This window comes from Pseudomonas sp. B21-021, from assembly GCF_024749205.1.
GTDB lineage: Bacteria > Pseudomonadota > Gammaproteobacteria > Pseudomonadales > Pseudomonadaceae > Aquipseudomonas > Aquipseudomonas paraglycinae.
The window spans coordinates 5,424,058-5,444,741 of record NZ_CP087192.1 but is presented as its reverse complement, the minus strand read 5'-3'; the positions used below and the strand labels follow the sequence as shown (position 1 = coordinate 5,444,741).

The following is a 20,684-nucleotide window of genomic DNA, read 5'->3' as shown; positions in this document are numbered from 1 at the left end:
ATGTCCGATTGATCAGAGGTGGGCAGCGGGCGCAGCCATGTCCGGCAATGGGCTTTTCAGCTGTTGCAGCTGGGATTTGACCGGTGTCGTCGAGCAGGTCTTGTCCGCCTGTGCCACGGTCTCGTTGCGGATCGTGGTGTAGAACAGCTCGCAGGTCTTGGCTTTCTGCGTCACTTGCCAGGTCTGGGTGCAGCTGTTGAGCAGTGTCTTCGGATCGGTGCCCGGTTTGCTGCCCATCCCGGCCTGCCAGCAGGCCGCGCTCAGGTCTTGTCCCATTACCTTCAGACCCGCGGCATCGGCCTTGGCCTGGGCATCGTCGCCGGTGTAGTTGCTCGGGTCGGCGGCGTACCAGATGTAGCTCGGGTGGTTGGATCCCAGCACCGGCACGTTCACCCCCGCGCTCGGGCTGATGGTCGCCAGGCCCAGTACATTCACGGTCGCGCCGTATTGCTGCTTGATCCAGTTACGCACCGGCGCACCAAAGGCAACCATCGGCAGCACGGCGCCGCTGGCGTTCTGGCTGACCTGCTTGACCATGGTGGTCTGGTAATCCTTGAAGTAGTCGTACACGCCTTCCAGATCCTTGCCGGCGCTGGCGGGCGCGGCAATCGGGGCGATGTCGATGATGGTCTGGTAGGCCGGCGTCTGGTCGGCGGGGATGCCATTGTCGGTCAGCAGCGCGGCCCAGCGGTCGGTGGTGTTCGAGCGCAGGTAATCCTGGGCCTGGGTCAGCGAGTAATCCGGCGGGAAGTGCAGCAGCTCGACACTTTTGCGGTTTTCCAGGGCCATGCCCAGTGGCAGGAACAGGTACCAGCTATAGGCCCATTTGCCGTCGGCATTGAGGTTGCTGGCGCCGTTGTAGGCCAGGTCGCCGGCGTCCAGCAGCGCGGTCAGCGGCTTGTCGTAGCCCGTCGGTACGCCGCTGATTTCGGCGTAAAGCTGATCGTTGTCGTTTTTCACCAGCACCTTGGCGTTGGTGTAGCCGTCGCGCTGCACGCTCTGGCTCAGGTAATGGGCGACGGTCTGCTCCAGCGTCCAGTTGCGAAAGCAGATCACGCTGCAATTGTTGGGGTAGGCGAAGAGGCGGGTGACGCGTTCGGTGCTGCCCAGTTTCAGGTCGACATCGGCGTGGGCCGCGGCGCTCAACGTGAGCGCCGCGAGGGTGAGGCCTGCGATTTTCAACATGCTCAGATCCTTTTCAGCGAGGGTAAAACCTTGGTGGAGGGCAATCCGGCCCGCGTCTAGCCTAGCCGGGGAACAGGTGTTTCAGCGAATAACCAAGCTGACTGGCGAGAGTCACGCCGGTCATGACCACCAGAAACAGCAGCTGCAACGGGCTGAAATGCGCCCAGTGCAGTGCGGTCAGCCACGGGTGCTTGTCGCTGAACTCCGGGTCGAGCTTACCGATGCGCCGCTTGTGCCAGAGCCCGATCAGGATCACCCCGATATAGGTGAAGGCCCCCAGGCCACCGAGCATGACCGAGAACAGCAGGATCATGACGGCTTGCGGTACGCCATGGCGCAGCACGAGCCAGCGGGTATCAGGGTTCCATCGGCGCGGAATGATCCTTTCAGTCAACCACAGGTCCTGAACGATCAAATGGGCGCTGATCAGAAACCAGTAACTCAAGCCGATCCGGAAAAACCAGACAGGAACGCAGGCGAAGGCCAGGGGAATGACGATGCTCATCGCCGTGGTTTTGTGCTCGGCAGGCAGATAGAACAGCCACAGCGCCAACGCAATCGCGGCCCATGAGCGCAACCAGGTTTCGGCGGCGATGTAGCGCGGCAGAAACCGTCGCCAGTAGAAAACATCGGCGTAGGGCAGGCGGGCGAGCAGGTCGGGGAAGCGCCACTTGAGGGTTTCCGACAGCTGCTGGCAAGCCTGCCAGTCAGCCGGAATGAACCGGTCGGTCATGTCTTTCTGTTGCCGCGGCTTCATCGGGCTGATCAGCATCCGCGCGGCAAGCGCGTCGGGCGACCCGTTGCGCTGATCTTCGGCCCGGGCACACAGGTTGTCGTAGAGGCTTTCCTGGTTGCAGCGCTCGATCAGCGCCTGCCAGAGCCAGTCCGGTTGCGGATGAATGCCCTTGGTGTCGTCCCAGCCAAATAATTGGGAGATACGGTCGAACAGCGCCACGCTCCACTCTGTGTCCTGCAGCAGTTGCAGGATGATCTGCTGCCAGTGTTCCCGACGGTCGAACACCTGGAGCCAGGGTTGGGCCGTGTAAGACTTGAGCAGCGCGAGAAATTCGCGCTCGTTTTGCGATGCGAGTAGCGTTTCCAGCGATTGCCGGTAATCCGTCAGCAGCTCGTTGGCGAGAATGCTGCGCTGGCCGTCGCCGATGACGATCTCCTGCCATGGGCCCAGCCAACCCAGATGCTGCACCGCCCAACGGGCAATCGAAAGGCGCAGCGCGGGATGATCGAAGCACAACGTCAGCAACAGTGTCTGGAACGCTTGCGCACAATCCTGCTGGCACGCTTGATCCCAGCGCTGCTCCAGATTTGAGTCCGAGAGGCCGTTCAGCAATTGCGATGCGGCTTCAACGGCCGGGTCGGCAGTCGGCTGCTCGGGCTCCAGGTTAAGAGGCTCCGGATTCAGGGGCTGTACCCGCAAGATCGGCGATTCGAGAGGTGCTTCGGGCGCGGCCGGCGTCACCGGTTCAAATAGCGCCGCAGGGTAATCCCACGCATCGGTCCCGGTCTTCTGCAGCGGCTGAGCCATGGACTGCTCTTGTACCGCCAACGCAGCGATCCCCGGAGCCAGAATGACGTCGCCGTGCTCCTCGCTCTCCTCGTTTTCAAGGCGCCACTGGGCAATCGACAGTGCCCGCTCATAAGCCTCGCGCAGGCGCTGGAAGCCTGCGGCATCTTCATCGGGCCGGAAGACTTTCAGCAGGCGCGCGTAACTGCGCTTGATATCACGTAGCCCGGCGTCTTCGGGCAGTTGCAGGACAGACCAGCATTCCATGTCGTGCTTCCTTACTGCCAGGGGTTACGGTCGAGTGCGCTCAACTGCTTGCTCAGTTCGGTACGGGTTTCACGGATCTGCCGCTCGTCCTGGGAATCCAGCGCCTGCTGGAATTGCTTGGCCCAGTAGCCGATCTGATCGCGCAGGTCGCCCAGGCTTTCCTGATACAGACGTTCCAGACGCGCACTGAGCAGGGTGTTCACCTGTTGCTCGCGCGGATGGATCTTCAATTGCGCCAGGGCTTGCAGACGTTGCTGGATTTCCTCGGGCGTCAGCACGCCGGGGTTGTTTTCGATGACCAGCGAATGTTGCTGACCGGTCAGGGGAATGCTGACCTGGGCTTCCAGCAAACCGTTGTTGTCATAGGTGAAGCGCACATCCAGCTCGACTTCGCCGGCCTTGCGCTTGGGTACCTTGATGTCCAGTTGGCCGAGCGCCACGTTGTCTTTGACCAGGCGGCTTTCGCCCTGAAAGATTTTCACGACCACCTGTTCCTGGTTGTCGTGAAGGGTCTGCACGGTTTTGACCCGGCTGACCGGGACGATGCTGTTGCGTTCGATGATCGGCAGGTAGTGGCCGCTTTCATACTGGCGACCGACCTGGGTGGAGGTCTCGATCCCCAGGGTGTAGGAGCAGACATCGGTGAGCACCACTTCTTCCAGCGCGGCCGAACGGGCCTTGAGCGCCGCCTGAATCGCGGCGCCTTGTGCCACGACCTGATCCGGATCGAGGCTGATCGACGGGAAGCGGCCGAACAGCCCGGCAGCCAGTTTGCGCACCAGCGGCATGCGGGTGGTGCCGCCGACCAGCAGGATTTCATCGAGGTCGCTGACGCGGATGCGTGCGTCACGCAGGGCCCGTTCGATCGGCGCGCGCAGGCGTTCGAGCAGCGGCATGTATAACGTCGCCATTTGCGCCTGGGTGATGGTCTGGGTCCATTGCTTTTCGCCGACCTGCAATCTGAATTCGGCGCTGGCGTCCTGGCCCAGTGCACGGCGCACACGCTCGGCTTCGCGGCGCAGCGGCTGGAGGATGGTGGAGCGCTCGGGGAAGTCCGACACGTTGCGATGCTGATCGATAAAGTGCTCGAGCAGCACGTTGTCGAAATCCTCGCCGCCGAGGAAGTTGTCACCGGCGCTGGCGCGCACTTCCATGACGCCTTCGAAGAGTTCGAGAATCGACACGTCGAACGTACCGCCGCCCAGGTCGAACACCAGGAACGACGTTTCCTTGTCCCGTTGGTGCAGACCGTAGGCGAGTGCGGCGGCGGTGGGTTCGTTGATCAGCTTTTCGACTTTGAGGCCCGCCAGTTCACCGGCGATGCGCGTGGCCTTGCGCTGGGCGTCGCTGAAATAGGCCGGAACGCTGATCACGGCTTCCGTGACGGTCTGGCCGTAAGTGCGCTCGACGTCTTCTTTCAGGCTCTTGAGTACCAGCGCCGAAAGCTCTTCAGGACGGAATTTTTTATCCCCGAGGTAGACCTCCGTCGCACTGCCCATATGGCGCTTGAACAGCGACGCGGTCAGACGCGGATGCGTGTGCAGGCGTTCGCGGGCAGCTTGCCCGACCAGAATCCGGCCCTGATCGTCCAGACCCACCACGCTGGGTGTCAGGAACTGCCCCAGGGCGTTAGGCACCAACTCAGTGGCATCGCCGCGCCATACGGCAACAAGGCTGTTGGTGGTTCCCAGGTCAATCCCGACGATCATTGCAACGAACTCCCTTTGCGCTCAGACAAAAAATGAAACAGATATTGGGCGCGCAAGAATATTACCGAGGCAGTGGCGCGGTAAAGAAAGATGATGGCTCTGAGCCATTATTTAAGACAGGCAACCGCAGGAAGGATCGTTCGGGTCGCTTTTTGTCGAAGGGGTCGAAGGGAAAGACAGGGCGCCGGAGCCGGCGCCCTGTCGTCATCGTTTAAGGCATGACGGGCGGCAGATACGAGAGCGTCGTACCCAGCGCCCACAGCAGTACCAGCACCAGCGGCGTGTGCACCAGCAATTGCACGAACGAGAAACCGATCAGATCCCGCGCCTTCAGCCCTAGCACGCCCAGCAGCGGCAGCATGTAGAACGGGTTGATCAGGTTCGGCAGGGCTTCGGCGGCGTTGTAGATCTGCACCGCCCAACCGAGGTGGTAGTTGAGGTCATTGGCCACTTGCATCACGTACGGCGCTTCGATGATCCACTTGCCGCCGCCGGACGGAATGAAGAAGCCGAGAATCGCCGAGTACACACCCATCAGCAGCGCATAGGTGTCGTGGGAGGCGATGCTGACGAAGAACGTCGAGATGTGATGGGCCAGGGTCTGGGCATCGGTGCCCTTGACCGTGGTCATCAGCGCGGCGATCGAGCCGTACAGCGGGAACTGGATCAGCACTCCGGTGGTGGTCGGCACGGCGCGCGACACCGCATCGAGGAAACTGCGCGGGCGCCAGTGCAGCAACGCGCCGAGCATGATGAACAGGAAGTTGTAGGTGTTGAGCCCGGAAATCGCGGTGATCGCAGGTTTGGTCGAGAACTCGTGGAACAGCCATCCGGCCGCCAGCAGCACCAGCAGGATGATCAGCAGCGGGCTGTGTTCCAGCCATTCGCCTGGACGGGTGCGCGGTTGCAGCGGTGGCAGGTTGAAGGCCGGGTCGATGCCGCAGGCCTTGGCGTCACGCGCCGAGTTCGGGCCGGGCGCGGTGGCGTAGGCGATGATGATCGAAATCACGATCAGCGCCAGCAGCATCACCCCCGACTGCCAGAGGAAAATCGTCTGGGTGAACGGAATCACCCCGGTGATCGACAGAATCGACGGCGGCAGGCTGGCCGGGTTGGCCTGCAACTGCGCGGCGGACGACGACAGGCCCAGTGCCCACACGGCGCCGAGGCCAAGGTAGGCGGCGGCACCGGCGGCGCGATAGTCCATTTTCAGATCGGTGCGGCGGGCGAGGGCGCGCACCAACAGACCGCCGAACACCAGCGACAGGCCCCAGTTGAGCAAGGACGCGACCATCGAGATCAGCGCGACCCACGCCACGGCAGAACGACCGTTCTTCGGGATTCGCGCCAAGCGGTCGATCAGCTTTACGGCGGGCGGCGAACTGGCCACGACATAACCACCGATCACCACGAACGCCATCTGCATGGTGAACGGGATCAGGCTCCAGAATCCGTCACCGAAGGCCATGGCGGCGTCGGTGGGTTTGGCGCCCATGGCCAGGGTCGCCAGCGCGACGATGATCACCGCCAGCGCGGCGAATACCCAAGAGTCGGGAAACCAGCGTTCGGCGAAACTTGAACAGCGCAAGGCAAAGCGCGCAGAGCGGCTATCTTCGATATCAACGGCCACGGGAGTACCTCGGATTTTTATGTTTATTGTGGTCTTCGGGGCTTGGCCGGCCCCTCTGGACAGGTGCCAACAGTAAATCAACCGGCGGATTTTTGTGACCGTGTTTTGCCGAATCAGACTATGGTCTAACGGGTTGTCCGGCGGCCCGTTTGCGTAGACCATGGGCGCCTTGGTTTTTTGCCTGCCAGAGTTCTTTGCCATGACTGCCCATTCCACTGCCCGACCGGCGCCGTTCAGCCGTTCCGACTACAAGACCCTCGGCCTTGCGGCCCTGGGCGGGGCGCTGGAGATCTACGATTTCATCATTTTCGTGTTCTTCGCCCTGACCCTCAGCCAGCTGTTCTTCCCGCCGGAAATGCCCGAGTGGCTGCGCCTGCTGCAAAGCTTCGGGATCTTCGTCACCGGCTATCTGGCGCGCCCGCTGGGCGGAATCCTGATGGCGCATTTCGCCGACCGGCTGGGGCGCAAGAAGGTTTTCAGCCTGAGCATCCTGATGATGGCGCTGCCGTGTCTGCTGATCGGGATCATGCCGACCTACGCACAGATCGGCTATTTCGCACCGTTGCTGCTGCTGGCGCTGCGCATCCTGCAAGGCGCGGCGGTGGGCGGTGAAGTGCCGAGCGCCTGGGTATTCGTGGCCGAGCACGCGCCGGCCGGGCATCGCGGTTATGCCCTGGGCTTTCTGCAGGCCGGGCTGACCTTCGGTTATCTGATCGGCGCGTTGACCGCGACTTTTCTGGCGCAAGTGTTCACCCCGGCCGAAGTGCTCGATTACGCGTGGCGTTATCCGTTCCTGCTCGGCGGTGTGTTCGGCGTGATCGGTGTCTGGCTGCGCCGCTGGCTGAGCGAAACCCCGGTGTTCATGGCCATGGAAGCGCAGCGCGAGGCGCGGGTCGAGCTGCCGCTGCGCACTGTGCTGCGCGATCATCGGCTGGCCATGTTGCCGGCGATGCTTCTGACCTGCGTGCTGACCTCGGCGGTGGTGGTGTTCGTGGTTATCACCCCGACCATGATGCAAAAAACCTTCGGCATGACTGCCGGCCACACCTTCGCGTTGAGCGCGCTGGGCATTGTTTTCCTGAACATCGGCTGCGTGATCGCCGGCCGACTGGTCGATCGCATCGGCGCCTGGCGTACGGTCATGCTCTACAGCCTGCTGCTGCCGCTGGGCATCGGTCTGCTTTATACCTGCCTGATCAGCGGCGGGGATTGGGTCGGTCTGGCCTACGCCATCGCCGGGTTGTGCTGTGGCGTGGTCGGTGCGGTGCCGTCGGTGATGGTCAGCCTGTTCCCGGCGCGGATCCGCGTTTCCGGGATCTCCTTCACCTACAACATTGCCTACGCCGCCTGGGCGAGTGTCACACCGTTGCTGCTGATCGGTCTGATGCCGTGGAGTCCGTGGATCTGCGTGATGTTCTGCGCGGTGATGGGAGCGGTGGGCGTCGTCAGCGCGGCGTATTTCGGCTCGCGCATGCCGCGCGCAGAACAGTGTCCGGTGGCCGGCACCGCCTGAATTGTCGAGGCGTAACTATTTTTTGTAGGACACGCCTCAAGCGCTCTTCAGAAAAGATTTCCAAGGCCGATGGTTAGGCTGCATACCCGCTCTCCATCCAGTCCATCGGTGCTTTCCCATGTTCAACAAACGCCTGAAGCAAGAGCTGGCGGCTCTTCGTGAAGAACTCTCCAGCCTTCTGCAAGTGAAGGAGAGCCTGGAAAGCGAGATGCTGGTGCTCACCCTTGAGCCCGACGGACGGATTCAGTCGGTCAACCAGAATTTCCTCAGCGAAATGCTCTACAAGAACCACGACCTGATCGGCCGCGCCATCGAAGACATCGTGCCGGCCCATGTGAAGTCCGACGAGTTTCATCACCGCTTCAAGGCCGCTCTGACCCGTGGCGAGCATTTCGCTGGCGCAGTGCGCCTTTCCCGCGGTAACGGCGAAGAGGCGTGGTTGCGTTCGATCGTGCAGCCGATTCGTTCATCGGATGGCCGGATCAAGCATTTCTCGATTTTCTCCAGCGACCTGACCCGCACCATCGAGGCCTCCCGCGAACACGAAAACCTGATCGGCGCGCTGGTGCGTTCGACTGCCGTGATCGAGTTCGACCTCAGCGGCAACGTATTGAGTGCCAACGACCGGTTCCTGCAGGGCATGGGTTACAGCCTGGCGCAGATCAAGGGCAAACATCACCGCCAGTTCTGCGAGCCGGAGGAGTACAACAGCGCCGAGTACCAGAACTTCTGGCGTCGCCTGAACAACGGCGAATTCGTCGCCGGCCGTTTCAAGCGGGTCGACAGCCATGGTCGGACCGTCTGGCTGGAGGCGTCCTATAACCCGGTGCTCGACGCCAACGAAAAGCTCTACAAAGTGGTGAAGTTCGCCACGGTGATCACCGATCAGGTCAATCAGGAACAGGCCGTCGCCGACGCCGCCAACATCGCCTACAGCACGTCCCTGCAAACCGACAGCACCGCCCAGCGCGGCACTCGTGTGGTGACCGAAGCGGTCAACGTGATGCGCGATCTGTCGAAGCACATGCAGACCGCCGGCGAAGGCATCGAGGCGCTGAACGAGCAATCCCAGGTGATCGGCACCATCGTCAAGACCATCAGCGGCATTGCCGAACAAACCAACCTGCTGGCGCTCAACGCCGCCATCGAAGCCGCTCGCGCGGGTGAGCAGGGCCGAGGCTTTGCGGTGGTGGCCGACGAAGTGCGGCAACTGGCCTCGCGCACCAGCCAGGCGACCGAAGAAATCGTCGGTGTGGTGCGCCAGAACCAGGACATGGCGCGCAACGCCGTGGCCCTGATGACCGACGGCAAGCAACAGGCCGAGCAAGGTCTGGCGCTGGCGGCGGAGGCCGGTACGGTGATCGTCGAGATCCAGGACGGCGCGCAGAAAGTGGTGGATGCAGTCGGCCAGTTCGCCAACCAGTTATCCAGCTGATGCCTGCCAGGCGAAGGGAGGGTCGACGGCCATCCCTTCGTTGTTTTTATCCCGCTACAATCGGCTCTTTTTCCCGGAGCAGATCCCATGAGCGAGTCCTTCCGTCGCCCGGTTCCCCTGAACAAAGCCTACCGCCTGCTCAATCACGGGCCGACCGTGCTGGTCAGCGCCGCCCATGACGGGCAGCGCAACATCATGGCCGCTGCGTGGGCCATGCCGCTGGATTTCGAACCGCCGAAAGTCGCGGTGGTCCTCGACAAATCCACCTGGACCCGGCAACTGCTCGAGGCCTCGGGCACTTTTGTTCTCAACGTTCCTTGTGTGAGTCAGGCAGACATCGTGCAGACCGTCGGCTCGACGTCGGGCCTGGAAATCAATCGCGATCAAGGTCAGGACAAGTTTCAGGCGTTCGGCTTGCAGAGCTTCGCTGGCGAGCAGGTCGAGGCACCGATGCTGGACGGTTGCGTGGCCTGGCTCGAATGCCGGTTGCTGCCGGAGCCGCGCAATCACGAGCAATACGATCTGTTTCTCGCCGAGGTGATCGCGGCGCAGGCTGATTCGCGGGTGTTCAGCGATGGACGCTGGCATTTTGAAGGGCACGATGAGCTGCGCACACTGCATCATGTGGCCGGTGGCAACTTTCTGAAGATCGGTGATCCGGTGGTCGGTAAAAGTCTGGATGCCTGACAGTTATTAATGTTTTGCAGCAATTAATTATTGTTATTCGATAATTTTAATCGTTAGGGTGGCGCTCACATTCATTCTTGTGAGGCTTTCCCATGACCACCCACGGGCTCGTGCAATTCAGTCGGCGCATGGCGACGATAACGTTGATCCTGATCGTCGTGATGCTGCTGCTCAATGCTGTCATATGGGTTTACCCACCGTTGGCGGAAAAGGAAGGCTGGGGATTGGGGTTTGCGCTGACCGAGCGCCAGCTGTCACAAATGGCCGACACCGCCACGCTGTTTCCGTGGTGGCAGAAGCTGGGCGGGATCTTGCTGTCGAGCATTCCCCTGCTGGCGCTGGCGTCGGGCCTGAACCATTTGCGCCGGCTGTTTCAGAGTTACGCGCGAGGTGAGTATTTCGCCCGGGAAACGGCGGAGCATCTGGGCAAGGTCGGGCGAGCCGTGGCGATCTGGGTGCTGCTGGATTTCCTCTGTGAGCCGATGCTCAGCCTGTGGGTCACCCAGAATGCGCCGGTCGGTGAGCGGCTGTTGACCCTGAGCATCACGGCTGCCTCATTCGTCGCGTTGTTTCTGGCCGCGTGCATTTCGATCATCGCGCGGATTCTGGCGCAGGCCAGTGAAGTCGATCGGGAAAACCGTACGTTTATTTGAGGTCCTCATGCCTATCGTGATTCAACTGGATGTGATGCTCGCGCTGCGCAAGGTCAAATCCAAAGACCTTGCAGCCGCCATCGGCATCACCGAGGCCAACCTGTCGCTGCTCAAACAGGGCAAGGTCAAAGGGCTGCGACTGGCGACCCTGGATGCCATCTGCGAGTACCTCAACTGTCAGCCCGGGGATCTGCTGGTTCGGGTGGCGGAGGAGGAGGGTGACGCCTGAGGGGGTCGGTTGCTGGCGAATTGGATTCATGGACCTACAAAAAAGGCTTACCTCTCGGTAAGCCTTCTTCATTGGGTGGGTGCGGAATTCAGGGTAGGCAATACATGTTGAGGTGCCTGCACGATTGTTTTTTATCAGACCGATTTCATGGGTTTGATCAGACTCTCTGCCGGGATACCGAACAATTCGTGAAGCTTCCAGATCATGGGAAGCGTCAGCGCGCGTTTGCCATTCAGAACTTCATAAACGCGGTTTGTCCGGCCAATTGCTGGAGCGAGATCGGCGGCTGACAGCCCGGACTGCTCCATCCGAAACCTTATGGCGTCAATCGGGTTGGGCAGGTCGAGTGGGAAGTGTCTGGCCTCATAGGCCTCGATAAGGGTGATCATGATGTCGAAGTAATCACCTTCAGGCGTGCCGGGCTCTGGCTCATTCTCGAAAAGAGCGGACACGTCTTTGAGCGCCGCACGGTAGTCTTCTTCGGTATGAATCGGACGTATGTTCATGGGTTACTCCATTTCGACGGTATCAGCGTCGATTGCGTCGTACTGTTTGTGAGTGCCGACAAATTTTATGTACACCGCGCCAAAGCGGTACGCCACGGCGACAATCAGGCGATAGGAATTGCCTTTGATATTGAATACAACTCTTCGGCTTTTCAGAATGCTGGCGCAAGCAAACTGTGACTTGATATCCACAGGTGTTTTCCAGCTTGCCTTTCTTGCTTCGTCTATCCATGCCAGCAATGGCTGCTCTGCTTCCGGATATCGTTCCCAAAAGACTTTTAGCTGACTGATGGCGATGATTCTCATGGCGTGATCCTAGTCCCGCTGTGGGACTGCTGCAAGTCTGTCGGTGGATACTGGACAAATGGTTGGTGTCAATTGATGACTTTTACCGATGCTGTCGGCAGTGGAGGGAAAGGGGGGAGTGAATTCAGTGGAGGAAAACTCTATCCCGGACAGCATTTTTCCGGTGTAGGAAAAGGCAGCGTGATTTAGCCGAATTGGATTCATGGACCTACAAAAAAGGCTTACCTCTCGGTAAGCCTTTTTCAGTTGGCAGTGTTGATTCAATCCCCCAACGCTACCCCTTCACGCCGAGGATCCGCCCCACCTGCCAGCGTTGTCTTCCCCTGAGCATCCTTGACTCGCACGATTGCCTGGGTGCCGCTGGTCATGTCGATTTCGTTGACGGTGTGGCCCTTGTCCTTGAGTGCCTGGATCAGCGTCGGGCTGAACTGGCCCTGTTCCAGTTCCGTCGGGCCGTTGCGGCTGCCGAAGTTGGGCAGGCTGATCGCGCTTTGCGGGTCGAGGTTCCAGTCGAGCAGGCCGACGGTGGTTTTGGCCACGTATTCGATGATCTGCGAGCCGCCGGGAGAACCGACGGTGGCGACGAACTCGCCGCTGTTGCGGTCGAAGATCAAGGTCGGCGCCATCGATGAGCGCGGGCGTTTGCCGGGCTCTACGCGGTTGGCGACTTTCTGTCCGTTCTCTTCGGGGATGAACGAGAAGTCGGTCATCTGGTTGTTGAGCAGGAAACCCTGAACCATCAGGTGCGAGCCGAACGCTGCTTCGATGGTGGTGGTCATCGAGACGGCGCCACCGAAGTCATCCACGGCCACCACTTGCGAGGTGGAAATGCGCAGCGGCGAGCGATCCGGCGCGTAGGCGACCTGCACGCCCGGCGGTGTGCCGGGTTTGGCTGTGCCCATGCTGCGTTCGCCGATCAGGCTGGCGCGGCTGGCCAGGTAACCCGGATCGACCAGGCCCTTGGCCGGCACCGGCACAAAGTCGGTATCGGCTACGTATTGCGCGCGGTCGGCGTAGGCCAGGCGCTCGGCTTCGGCGATCAGGTGCACGGCTTGCGGCGCAGGTTCGATGCCGGCGGGTTTATCGGTCTTCACAGGTTTGAGCGGCGTCAGGGACAGGCGCGGATCGCGGGTTTCCAGCGCCTGCAAGGTGCCGAGAATCTGCGCCACTGCAATTCCGCCCGATGATGGCGGCGGCATCCCGCAAACCTGCCAGCGTTTGTAGTCGGTGCACAGGGGCGCGCGCTCCTTGGCCTGATAGTGCTGAAGGTCGTTCAGCGACAGGCTGCCGGGGTTGGCGTGGCCCTGAACCTTGGCCACGATCTCTTCGGCGATCGGGCCTTTGTACAGTGCGTCCGCACCTTCGTTGGCGATGCGTTTGAGCACGGCGGCCAGCGCCGGATTCTGCAAGCGAGTGCCGACGGCTTTGACGCTGCCATCGCTGTTCAGAAAGTACTTGGCCATGTCCGGCGAGCGGCGAATCACCGGGTCGGATTCCAGCAGCGAATGCAGGCGCGGGGAGATCGCAAAACCCTGCTCGGCCAGTTTGATCGCCGGTTCGAACAATGTCGCCCACGGCAAGCGGCCGTGCTTTTTGTGCGCCAGCTCTAATGCACGCATTACCCCCGGGGTGCCGACGGAGCGTCCACCGATCTGCGCCTGCGGGAACGGCATCGGTTTTCCATCGGCCTGCAGGAACAGCTTCTCGGTCGCACCGGCCGGTGCGGTTTCGCGACCGTCGTAGGTGCGCACTTGTTTGCCGTCCCACAGCACGATCATCGCGCCACCACCGATCCCGGAGGATTGCGGTTCGACCAGGGTCAACACGGCTTGCATCGCGATGGCGGCATCGATGGCGGAACCACCCTGACGCAACATCTCGCGACCGGCCTCGGCGGCCAGCGGATTGGCAGCGGCGGCCATGTGTTTTTCGGCGTGGCTGGCTTGCAGGCCGGTGCGGTAACCGGAGGCGGCTTCCGGTGCCAGCGGCAGGGTCGAGGAGGGCGGTGCGTTGCAGGCCGTGAGGGCGATGGCGCTGACGATCAGCGTCAGGGCGGGCAGGCGAAAACGGTTCAGGGGCAGGGCTGGAAACACGCGGGCTCTCCGTCCGTGGGATAAAAGTCTGACGGACTGTATCGGCCGACCGTGTACGACGCAAACCGGAGGTATCTTTGTCCTTCATGCCTTGGCGGATTTTCTGTAGGGTCATGGGCAAACGTGAAGCCAGAACAATCAACAAGAGGCCGCCATGCACAACGAGTTTCCGACCCAGCCCAGCTATCGCGAACAACGCGAGCGCTTTCTAGCCGCCGCAAAGGTTGCGGGTGCAACGCTCTCTTCGTACGCGCATCCGCTCAATGGGCCGTTTGGCGAGTCTTTGAGTACCGATGTCGCGGTGCTGGGGGATCCAGCGGCCAAACGGCGCCTGGTGGCGCTCAGCGGCACCCACGGGGTTGAGGGTTATTACGGATCGGAGTGCCAGATCGACTGGTTCGAGCATTTCACGCCGGACTCGCTGCCGAAGGATGTCGCGGTCGTGATGGTTCACCTGATCAACCCGTGGGGCACGACGTGGCTGCGGCGGGTCAACGAAGACAATATCGACCTCAACCGCAATCACCTGGATTTCAACCGACCGCTTCCGGACAACCGCGCTTACGCAGCGCTGCATGAAATTTACGCCTGCACCGATTTGAATGGCCCCGAGCGGCAAAAGGCTGATGCCTTGCTGGATGCGCAAATTGCCGAGCACGGCTGGCCGGCTGTCATGTCGATTGTCGAGGGCGGTCAGCACAGTCATCCCGACGGATTGTTCTTTGGCGGACTCGCGCCGAGTTGGTCGAATCGCACGCTGCACTCAATCATCGAGAATCATCTGGCCGGTGCTGAAACCGTGATGTGTTTCGACCTGCACACCGGCGCAGGCGAGTACGGGCATCCGATGCTGCTGACGATTACCCAGGCGCCGTATCCAGCGCTGGCCAAGGCGCAGTCGATTTACGGCCCGTGGCTCTACACGCTGCACACTGGAGCCGAAACCCTGAGTGAAACCGGCGTTGCGGCAACCGCCACCGGCTACACCTCGCAGGCACTGCTCAATGCGCTGCCGAATGTGCAACTGATGCCGTTCGTGATCGAGTGCGGGACTTATCCGGGGCCGGACGTGCATCGTTACCTGCGCGACGATCACTGGCTGCATCTGCATGGCGATCCGCTGGATGCGACGGGGCGCGAGATCAAATTGAATCTGCTGGAGCAGTTCTATCCCGCCGATCCGGACTGGCGAGCGATGGTCGGTTTGCGCACGCGGCAGATCTGGACGAAAGGGCTGGCGGCACTGGCCGGATAAAAGAAAATGCCGGCTGACGATGGCCGGCACTTTTCTCGAGGCATAAAAAAACGGCCTACCTTTCGGTAAGCCGTTTTTAGTACTTGGTGGCTACACAGGGACTTGAACCCCGGACCCCAGCATTATGAATGCTATGCTCTAACCAACTGAGCTATGTAGCCAAGTGGCGCGCATTATTCCCCTGAAATGGAAAAGCGTCAAGCGTAAATTCAAAATATTTCTTCTTATTTTCAACCGCTTATCCTCCCGCGCCGAAAATCGGGGCGGGAGGGGCTTTCAACGCAGCTGAAATCTTCCGGTGTTGGCACTCAAGGCATGGCTGCCCTGGCTCAAGGTATCCGCCGCGAGGTTCACGGCCCGCGCGCCTTCGAGCAGACGAACCGCCGCTTGATCGACCTGCTGGATATTGCCGCTGACCTCATCGGCAGTGTTCGCCTGTTCTTCTACCGCTGTGGCGATCTGGGCGAGGGTGTCGGTGACACTCTGCACGGCGCTGGCGATTTCCCCCAGGCGTTCGCCAAGTCCCGTGACCGCTTCCGCGTCCGATTGCGCCTGGCCGCAGGCAGCCTCCATCAGGCTCACGGCTTCATTGACCGTATTGCGCAGGCTGTCGACCGTGCCGGCGATCTGCGCCGTGGACGATTGCGTACGTTGCGACAGGCTGCGCACCTCGTCGGCCACCACGGCAAAACCGCGACCTTGCTCCCCGGCCCGCGCGGCTTCGATGGCGGCGTTGAGCGCCAGCAAGTTGGTCTGTTCGGCGACGCCGCGAATGGTGTCGACCACCAGTTGAATCTGCTGCCCTTGCTCGCTGACCCGGCCGAGCGCTGCGGCAGTTTCGTTCAGGCGCTGATTGAGCTGCTGAATGCTCGCCGTGGTCCGTTGACTGTCACGGCTGCTGTCGGCAGCGATGCGCCGGGTGTGCTGGGCGCTGCCGGAAGCCTGTTCGCAACTCTGCGCCACGCCTTGAGACGTCGCCGCCAGTTGCGTGGCCGCTGCGGCGATCTGGCTGATCTGCAATTGCTGGGCCTCGACTTCGCTGAGAGCGCCGCTGGAGTGATCGTTGAGGCTGCGCACCGCGTTGCTCAGTTGCGAAGTCTCGTGATCGACACCCAGCAGGCTGGTACGCAATTGCACCACCGCCACGTTGAGTGCGGTGCTGATCGAAGCCAATTCATCGCGGCCCACGACCGGCACTTGCAGGCTCAGATTACCGTCGCGCAGAGCCTCGGCCAGCAGCGTGATGCCGCTGGCGCTACGACGGATGGAGGCTTGCAGGCAGACGAACAGATACAGCGCCGCCAGCAACAGGAAACCGAACACAGCGGCGACAACGATGAACTGACGAATCGCCGATCCGTGGTAGTCATCCAGGCGCTGATCCAGCGAAACCAGCGATTGCTGGCGCAGCGTGGCGAGGTTGCCGAGCAGGGCATCGAGAGTGCGCTCGAACTCTTCAGGCTTGAGATTGATGCTGCCGCCGAACACGCCGTCATCCAGCACTTTCAGACCGGCATCCAGTTGTTTGAGGCTGTCGTGATATTGCCCGGCCCAGCCTTGCAGGGCCGGCGGCAGACGCGCTTCGAGCAGGCCCGCAGTTTTCACCAACTGCTCACGGGCATCGCCGATGCGGCTGCGCAGGTCACGCAGTTGCAGACGGCTTTGCAGGGTGAACTGGCCGGATACCACCGACGCCTGGCCGACGGCTGCCAGTCGGCCGACACGTTCGATCAGGTCCGGTGCGTGCTGGGTGGAAATCTGCGTCAGCAGATAGGTTTCCAGCCAAGGCGCGAGGATCAGGCGATTGTCCATCGCGATCTGCTCACGCAACGCTTGCAGGGCGCTGAGGGCGTTGGTGAATCGGTCGTAACCGTCCGGCCACCAACCGACACCGGAAAGGCTTTTCGAGTCCAGACCATTGAGCGCGGCTTGCAGCGCCTGATAGCGAGTCAGGGTTTCTCCTTCCGCGCCTTCGGCTTGCAAGGCATTGCCCAAGTCCAGCGTCGCCTGGGCAACAGCAGGTTGTACGCTATCGAAGGCGGCCATGGCCGCAAGGGTGGCGGGCGTCGGCTGGCGGTTGGTTTCCGTGGCGCGCCAACGGGCGGCGCGGTCGCGCTGGGCGGCGAGCAGATTGTCGAGTGCATCGAGGGCGAGCAACTGCCGCACACCGGCACGTTCGCCGGCAATCAGGTTGAGTTTTTCGCGATAGTCCTGGCCGATCATCAACAGGCTGCCGGCCAATGGCAGGATAAACAGCAGAAACAACAACTGGAATTTACGCGCGAAGCCAAACCGCCCCAGCAACCTGATCCCCGGTGATAAAAAAGCCTGCATGCCCCATGACTCCTCTGGACACCACGCACCATCGGCGTGCATCGCGGTCGTTGCGACCGGGATTGGTGCCCTGCTAAAAGGCCTCGAAAGTTCACCCTTGCCCGCTCTGTAGGCCGGCTCTGTAGCGAAACTTCCCATTCTCGATGCCCTTTGTAAGGGCGCCGCGTTCAAGCGGATAAGCAAGGCAAGATTCAGACCATGGCGTTGCGCTATCACTTGTGGCGCGACGACTGAATAGTTCGTTAGCTGGCTAAGGGGATGGCGCTGGCGCACCGAAAAATGGCACATTGACGCACCTGCCCGCGTGCACCCATCTGCAGTCCGGAAACTCCCATGGCTATCAGCAACGTTCAGACCGCCGCTGCCTCGGCGTCCGCTCCTCCCCAGAACAGTCCACTGGTGATGCGCATCATCGGCGCGGTGGCGCTGGCGCATTTGATCAATGACCTGATCCAGTCAGTGCTGCCGTCGATCTATCCGATGCTCAAGGCCAACTATGGCCTGAGTTTCACCCAGGTCGGCCTGATCACTTTGACCTTCCAATTGACCGCTTCGCTGTTGCAGCCGTGGGTCGGTTATCACACCGACCGGCATCCGAAACCGTGGCTGCTGCCGGCAGGTTCCGTGTGCACGCTGATCGGCATTGTGATGATGTCGATGGTTGGCAGTTTCCCGTTGATTCTGTTGGCAGCGGCGCTGATCGGTATCGGCTCTTCGACTTTCCACCCTGAAGCTTCTCGTATCGCGCGTCTGGCGTCGGGCGGGCGCTTCGGTCTGGCGCAATCGACGTTTCAGGTCGGTGGTAACGCCGGTTCGGCGTTCGGCCCGTTGCTGGCGGCGGCGATCATCATTCCTTTCGGGCAGGGCAATGTGGCCTGGTTCGGACTGTTCGCGGTGTTTGCGCTGTTCGTGCTCTATCGCATCAGCCGCTGGTACGCCCATCACCTGAACCTGTTCAAGCTCAAGGCCGGCCAGGCCGCCACTCACGGACTGTCGAAGAGCAGGGTGATCAGCGCGCTGGTGGTGCTCGGGTTGCTGGTGTTCTCCAAGTACTTCTACATGGCCAGCCTGACCAGCTACTTCACGTTCTACCTGATCGAGAAGTTCGACCTGTCGGTGGCCAGTTCACAGCTGCATCTGTTCCTGTTCCTCGGCGCGGTGGCGGCGGGCACGTTCTTCGGCGGGCCGATTGGCGATAAGATCGGGCGCAAGGCGGTGATCTGGTTCTCGATCCTTGGCGTGGCGCCGTTCACGCTGCTGATGCCGCATGTCGACCTGTTCTGGACCAGCGTTCTGAGCGTGGTGATCGGTTTCATCCTCGCTTCGGCGTTCTCGGCGATCGTGGTGTACGCGCAGGAACTGGTGCCGGGCAATGTCGGAATGATTGCCGGGGTGTTTTTCGGTCTGATGTTCGGATTTGGCGGGATCGGTGCGGCGTTGCTCGGGCATCTGGCGGACATTCACGGCATTGAGTACGTGTACTTCCTGTGCTCGTTCCTGCCGCTGTTCGGGGTGCTGGCGATCTTCCTGCCGAGAACCCAAAAGGCCTGACGGGCCGAATTTCAGGCACAAAAAAGCCGCGTATCAAACGCGGCTTTTTCTTGGGTGCAGCTTTTACACGTTGAAGCGGAAGTGCATCACGTCGCCATCTTTGACGATGTAATCCTTGCCTTCCAGACGCCATTTGCCGGCTTCCTTGGTGCCCGCTTCGCCCTTGTACTGGATGAAGTCGTTGTAGGCGATCACTTCGGCGCGGATGAAGCCTTTCTCGAAGTCGGTGTGGATCACGCCGGCGGCTTGTGGTGCGGTGGCACCGACGCGGACGGTCCAGGCGCGGACTTCTTCGACACCGGCGGTGAAGTAGGTCTGCAGGTGCAGCATTTCGTAGCCGGCGCGGATCACGCGGTTCAGGCCAGGCTCTTCCAGGCCCAGGGCCTCAAGGAACATGTCTTTCTCTTCACCGTCGTCCAGCTCGGCGATTTCCGCTTCGATCTTGTTGCAGACCGGAACAACCATCGCGCCTTCTTCTTCGGCGATGGCCTTGACCACGTCCAGGTGCGGGTTGTTCTCGAAACCGTCTTCAGCGACGTTGGCGATGTACATGACCGGCTTGGTGGTCAGCAGGTGGAAGCCCTTGATGATCGCTTTTTCGTCGGCGCTCATGTTCTTCATCAGGCTGCGTGCAGGCTTGCCTTCAGTGAAGTGCGGGATCAGTTGTTCGAGCAGGGCCTTCTGGGCCACTGCGTCCTTGTCACCGCCCTTGGCGTTGCGCGCGACTTTCTGCAGTTGCTTCTCGCAGCTGTCGAGGTCGGCGAAAATCAGTTCCAGGTCGATGATTTCGATGTCGCGCTTCGGGTCGACGCTGTTGGAAACGTGGATCACGTTCTCGTCTTCGAAGCAGCGCACGACGTGAGCGATCGCGTCGGTTTCGCGGATGTTGGCCAGGAACTTGTTGCCCAGGCCTTCACCTTTCGAGGCGCCGGCAACCAGGCCCGCGATGTCGACGAATTCCATGGTGGTCGGCAGGATGCGCTTCGGATTGACGATGGCCGCCAGAGCGTCCAGACGCGGATCCGGCATCGGCACGATGCCGCTGTTCGGCTCGATGGTGCAGAAGGGGAAGTTCTCGGCCGCGATCCCGGATTTGGTCAGGGCGTTGAACAGGGTGGACTTGCCGACGTTAGGCAGGCCGACGATGCCGCAATTGAATCCCATGGTGTTTCCCCTCGGATTAGAGTCAGGCCTTCTGGCTGTGCAGGTTTTTCATCGCGCGGTTCCATTCACCGGCGAGGATATCCGGCAGCACGCCGAGGGCAAAGTCGATGCTGGCATCGAGTTTTTCCTGTTCGGCGCGTGGCGCACGACCCAGGACGAAATTTGAAACCATACTGGCGACACCCGGGTGGCCGATGCCGAGCCGCAGGCGGTGGAACGTATTCTGATTGCCCAATTGCGCAATGATGTCGCGCAACCCGTTGTGACCGCCATGGCCGCCGCCGACTTTGAGTTTGGCGACGCCCGGAGGCAGATCGAGTTCGTCGTGCGCCACCAGGATTTCTTCAGGCTTGATGCGGAAGAAACCGGCGAGTGCCGCCACGGCCTGGCCGCTGCGGTTCATGTAGGTGGTGGGAATCAGCAGACGAACATCCTGACCCTGATGCGAGAAGCGCCCGGTCAGGCCGAAATACTTGCGATCGGCCACGAGATTCACGTTCTGTGCGTGGGCGATGCGCTCAACAAAAAGGGCCCCTGCGTTATGCCGGGTCTGCTCGTATTCAGCGCCTGGATTTCCCAGGCCAACGATCAGTTTGATGGCAGTCACGATAGGGGCCCTTCCTTTGAGTGGTGGATAACATCGCC

The 20,684-nt window shown here is 61.2% G+C and carries 17 protein-coding genes, 1 tRNA gene and 1 pseudogene; 8 read left to right on the top strand and 11 right to left on the bottom strand.

What is annotated here, in order from left to right:
- Positions 1-12: 12 nt before the first annotated feature.
- From LOY31_RS24440 to LOY31_RS24425, 4 genes are all read right to left on the bottom strand, one after another.
- A complete protein-coding gene (locus LOY31_RS24440) occupies positions 13-1,185 on the bottom strand; it encodes a hypothetical protein (RefSeq protein ID WP_085609278.1) in 1,173 nt (390 codons plus the stop codon).
- A gap of 61 nt (positions 1,186-1,246) precedes the next feature.
- Positions 1,247-2,974, bottom strand: coding sequence for a J domain-containing protein (locus LOY31_RS24435; protein ID WP_221534789.1), 1,728 nt, complete (start codon positions 2,972-2,974; stop codon positions 1,247-1,249).
- 11 nt (positions 2,975-2,985) lie between these two features.
- The gene (locus LOY31_RS24430; RefSeq protein WP_007951752.1) at positions 2,986-4,683 is read right to left on the bottom strand and encodes a molecular chaperone HscC; all 1,698 of its coding nucleotides are present in this window, start codon (positions 4,681-4,683) and stop codon (positions 2,986-2,988) included.
- Between the two features lie 211 nt (positions 4,684-4,894).
- Positions 4,895-6,313 carry a short-chain fatty acid transporter gene (locus LOY31_RS24425; RefSeq protein WP_007951749.1) on the bottom strand — a complete coding sequence of 473 codons (1,419 nt, stop codon included), beginning with the start codon at positions 6,311-6,313 and terminating at the stop codon, positions 4,895-4,897.
- A 199-nt stretch (positions 6,314-6,512) separates the two neighbouring features.
- On the opposite strand from LOY31_RS24425, the gene LOY31_RS24420 reads away from it, so the two are divergent.
- From LOY31_RS24420 to LOY31_RS24400, 6 genes and pseudogenes are all read left to right on the top strand, one after another.
- Positions 6,513-7,826 carry an MFS transporter gene (locus LOY31_RS24420; protein WP_127799914.1) on the top strand — a complete coding sequence of 438 codons (1,314 nt, stop codon included), beginning with the start codon at positions 6,513-6,515 and terminating at the stop codon, positions 7,824-7,826.
- A 118-nt stretch (positions 7,827-7,944) separates the two neighbouring features.
- Positions 7,945-8,673 (top strand): annotated as a pseudogene (locus LOY31_RS29585) (PAS domain-containing protein); the annotation flags it as partial.
- 156 nt (positions 8,674-8,829) lie between these two features.
- Complete coding sequence (locus tag LOY31_RS29580; protein ID WP_371857323.1) at positions 8,830-9,261, top strand: methyl-accepting chemotaxis protein; 432 nt, start codon at positions 8,830-8,832, stop codon at positions 9,259-9,261.
- 87 nt (positions 9,262-9,348) lie between these two features.
- Positions 9,349-9,948 carry a flavin reductase family protein gene (locus tag LOY31_RS24410; RefSeq protein WP_221534786.1) on the top strand — a complete coding sequence of 200 codons (600 nt, stop codon included), beginning with the start codon at positions 9,349-9,351 and terminating at the stop codon, positions 9,946-9,948.
- Positions 9,949-10,040: 92 nt separating this feature from the next.
- On the top strand, positions 10,041-10,601 hold the full coding sequence (locus tag LOY31_RS24405; protein WP_221534785.1) for a DUF2975 domain-containing protein: 561 nt from the start codon (positions 10,041-10,043) through the stop codon (positions 10,599-10,601).
- A gap of 7 nt (positions 10,602-10,608) precedes the next feature.
- Positions 10,609-10,830, top strand: a complete 222-nt coding sequence (locus tag LOY31_RS24400) for a helix-turn-helix transcriptional regulator (protein WP_085609286.1) — start codon at positions 10,609-10,611, stop codon at positions 10,828-10,830.
- 134 nt (positions 10,831-10,964) lie between these two features.
- Here LOY31_RS24400 and LOY31_RS24395 read toward each other — a convergent pair whose 3' ends face one another.
- From LOY31_RS24395 to ggt, 3 genes are all read right to left on the bottom strand, one after another.
- Positions 10,965-11,336 (bottom strand): type II toxin-antitoxin system HigA family antitoxin, encoded by a 372-nt coding sequence (locus LOY31_RS24395; protein WP_074692315.1) that lies wholly within the window; start codon positions 11,334-11,336, stop codon positions 10,965-10,967.
- 3 nt (positions 11,337-11,339) lie between these two features.
- Positions 11,340-11,642 carry a type II toxin-antitoxin system HigB family toxin gene (locus LOY31_RS24390; RefSeq protein ID WP_064378527.1) on the bottom strand — a complete coding sequence of 101 codons (303 nt, stop codon included), beginning with the start codon at positions 11,640-11,642 and terminating at the stop codon, positions 11,340-11,342.
- A 260-nt stretch (positions 11,643-11,902) separates the two neighbouring features.
- Positions 11,903-13,735, bottom strand: coding sequence for a gamma-glutamyltransferase (gene ggt / locus LOY31_RS24385; RefSeq protein ID WP_085607009.1), 1,833 nt, complete (start codon positions 13,733-13,735; stop codon positions 11,903-11,905).
- A 154-nt stretch (positions 13,736-13,889) separates the two neighbouring features.
- Here ggt and LOY31_RS24380 point away from each other — a divergent pair, with 154 nt between their 5' ends.
- Positions 13,890-14,990, top strand: a complete 1,101-nt coding sequence (locus tag LOY31_RS24380) for a M14 family metallopeptidase (RefSeq protein WP_085607007.1) — start codon at positions 13,890-13,892, stop codon at positions 14,988-14,990.
- A gap of 84 nt (positions 14,991-15,074) precedes the next feature.
- Here LOY31_RS24380 and LOY31_RS24375 read toward each other — a convergent pair.
- Both LOY31_RS24375 and LOY31_RS24370 read right to left on the bottom strand, forming a co-directional pair.
- Positions 15,075-15,151, bottom strand: a tRNA-Met gene (locus LOY31_RS24375).
- A gap of 115 nt (positions 15,152-15,266) precedes the next feature.
- Positions 15,267-17,324, bottom strand: a complete 2,058-nt coding sequence (locus LOY31_RS24370) for a methyl-accepting chemotaxis protein (protein ID WP_258712308.1) — start codon at positions 17,322-17,324, stop codon at positions 15,267-15,269.
- Between the two features lie 333 nt (positions 17,325-17,657).
- On the opposite strand from LOY31_RS24370, the gene LOY31_RS24365 reads away from it, so the two are divergent.
- The gene (locus LOY31_RS24365) at positions 17,658-18,875 is read left to right on the top strand and encodes an MFS transporter (protein ID WP_221534783.1); all 1,218 of its coding nucleotides are present in this window, start codon (positions 17,658-17,660) and stop codon (positions 18,873-18,875) included.
- 63 nt (positions 18,876-18,938) lie between these two features.
- Here the strand turns inward: LOY31_RS24365 and ychF are convergent, their stop codons facing one another.
- Entirely contained in the window at positions 18,939-20,039 is a 1,101-nt protein-coding gene (gene ychF / locus LOY31_RS24360) for a redox-regulated ATPase YchF (RefSeq protein ID WP_085607001.1), read from the bottom strand.
- Between the two features lie 22 nt (positions 20,040-20,061).
- Positions 20,062-20,646, bottom strand: a complete 585-nt coding sequence (gene pth, locus LOY31_RS24355) for an aminoacyl-tRNA hydrolase (protein ID WP_007951726.1) — start codon at positions 20,644-20,646, stop codon at positions 20,062-20,064.
- Positions 20,647-20,684: the final 38 nt, after the last annotated feature.

Bases quoted from the DNA above. Each gene is read 5' to 3' on its own strand.
- LOY31_RS24395 (WP_074692315.1), bottom strand. From the start codon at position 11,336: ATGAACATACGTCCGATTCATACCGAAGAAGACTACCGTGCGGCGCTC.
- LOY31_RS24380 (WP_085607007.1), top strand. From the start codon at position 13,890: ATGCACAACGAGTTTCCGACCCAGCCCAGCTATCGCGAACAACGCGAG.
- LOY31_RS24400 (WP_085609286.1), top strand. From the start codon at position 10,609: ATGCCTATCGTGATTCAACTGGATGTGATGCTCGCGCTGCGCAAGGTC.
- LOY31_RS24435 (WP_221534789.1), bottom strand. From the start codon at position 2,974: ATGGAATGCTGGTCTGTCCTGCAACTGCCCGAAGACGCCGGGCTACGT.
- ychF (WP_085607001.1), bottom strand. From the start codon at position 20,039: ATGGGATTCAATTGCGGCATCGTCGGCCTGCCTAACGTCGGCAAGTCC.
- LOY31_RS24430 (WP_007951752.1), bottom strand. From the start codon at position 4,683: ATGATCGTCGGGATTGACCTGGGAACCACCAACAGCCTTGTTGCCGTA.
- LOY31_RS24370 (WP_258712308.1), bottom strand. From the start codon at position 17,324: ATGCAGGCTTTTTTATCACCGGGGATCAGGTTGCTGGGGCGGTTTGGC.
- LOY31_RS24420 (WP_127799914.1), top strand. From the start codon at position 6,513: ATGACTGCCCATTCCACTGCCCGACCGGCGCCGTTCAGCCGTTCCGAC.
- LOY31_RS24390 (WP_064378527.1), bottom strand. From the start codon at position 11,642: ATGAGAATCATCGCCATCAGTCAGCTAAAAGTCTTTTGGGAACGATAT.
- LOY31_RS24405 (WP_221534785.1), top strand. From the start codon at position 10,041: ATGACCACCCACGGGCTCGTGCAATTCAGTCGGCGCATGGCGACGATA.
- LOY31_RS24440 (WP_085609278.1), bottom strand. From the start codon at position 1,185: ATGTTGAAAATCGCAGGCCTCACCCTCGCGGCGCTCACGTTGAGCGCC.
- LOY31_RS24410 (WP_221534786.1), top strand. From the start codon at position 9,349: ATGAGCGAGTCCTTCCGTCGCCCGGTTCCCCTGAACAAAGCCTACCGC.
- LOY31_RS24365 (WP_221534783.1), top strand. From the start codon at position 17,658: ATGGCTATCAGCAACGTTCAGACCGCCGCTGCCTCGGCGTCCGCTCCT.
- LOY31_RS29580 (WP_371857323.1), top strand. From the start codon at position 8,830: ATGCGCGATCTGTCGAAGCACATGCAGACCGCCGGCGAAGGCATCGAG.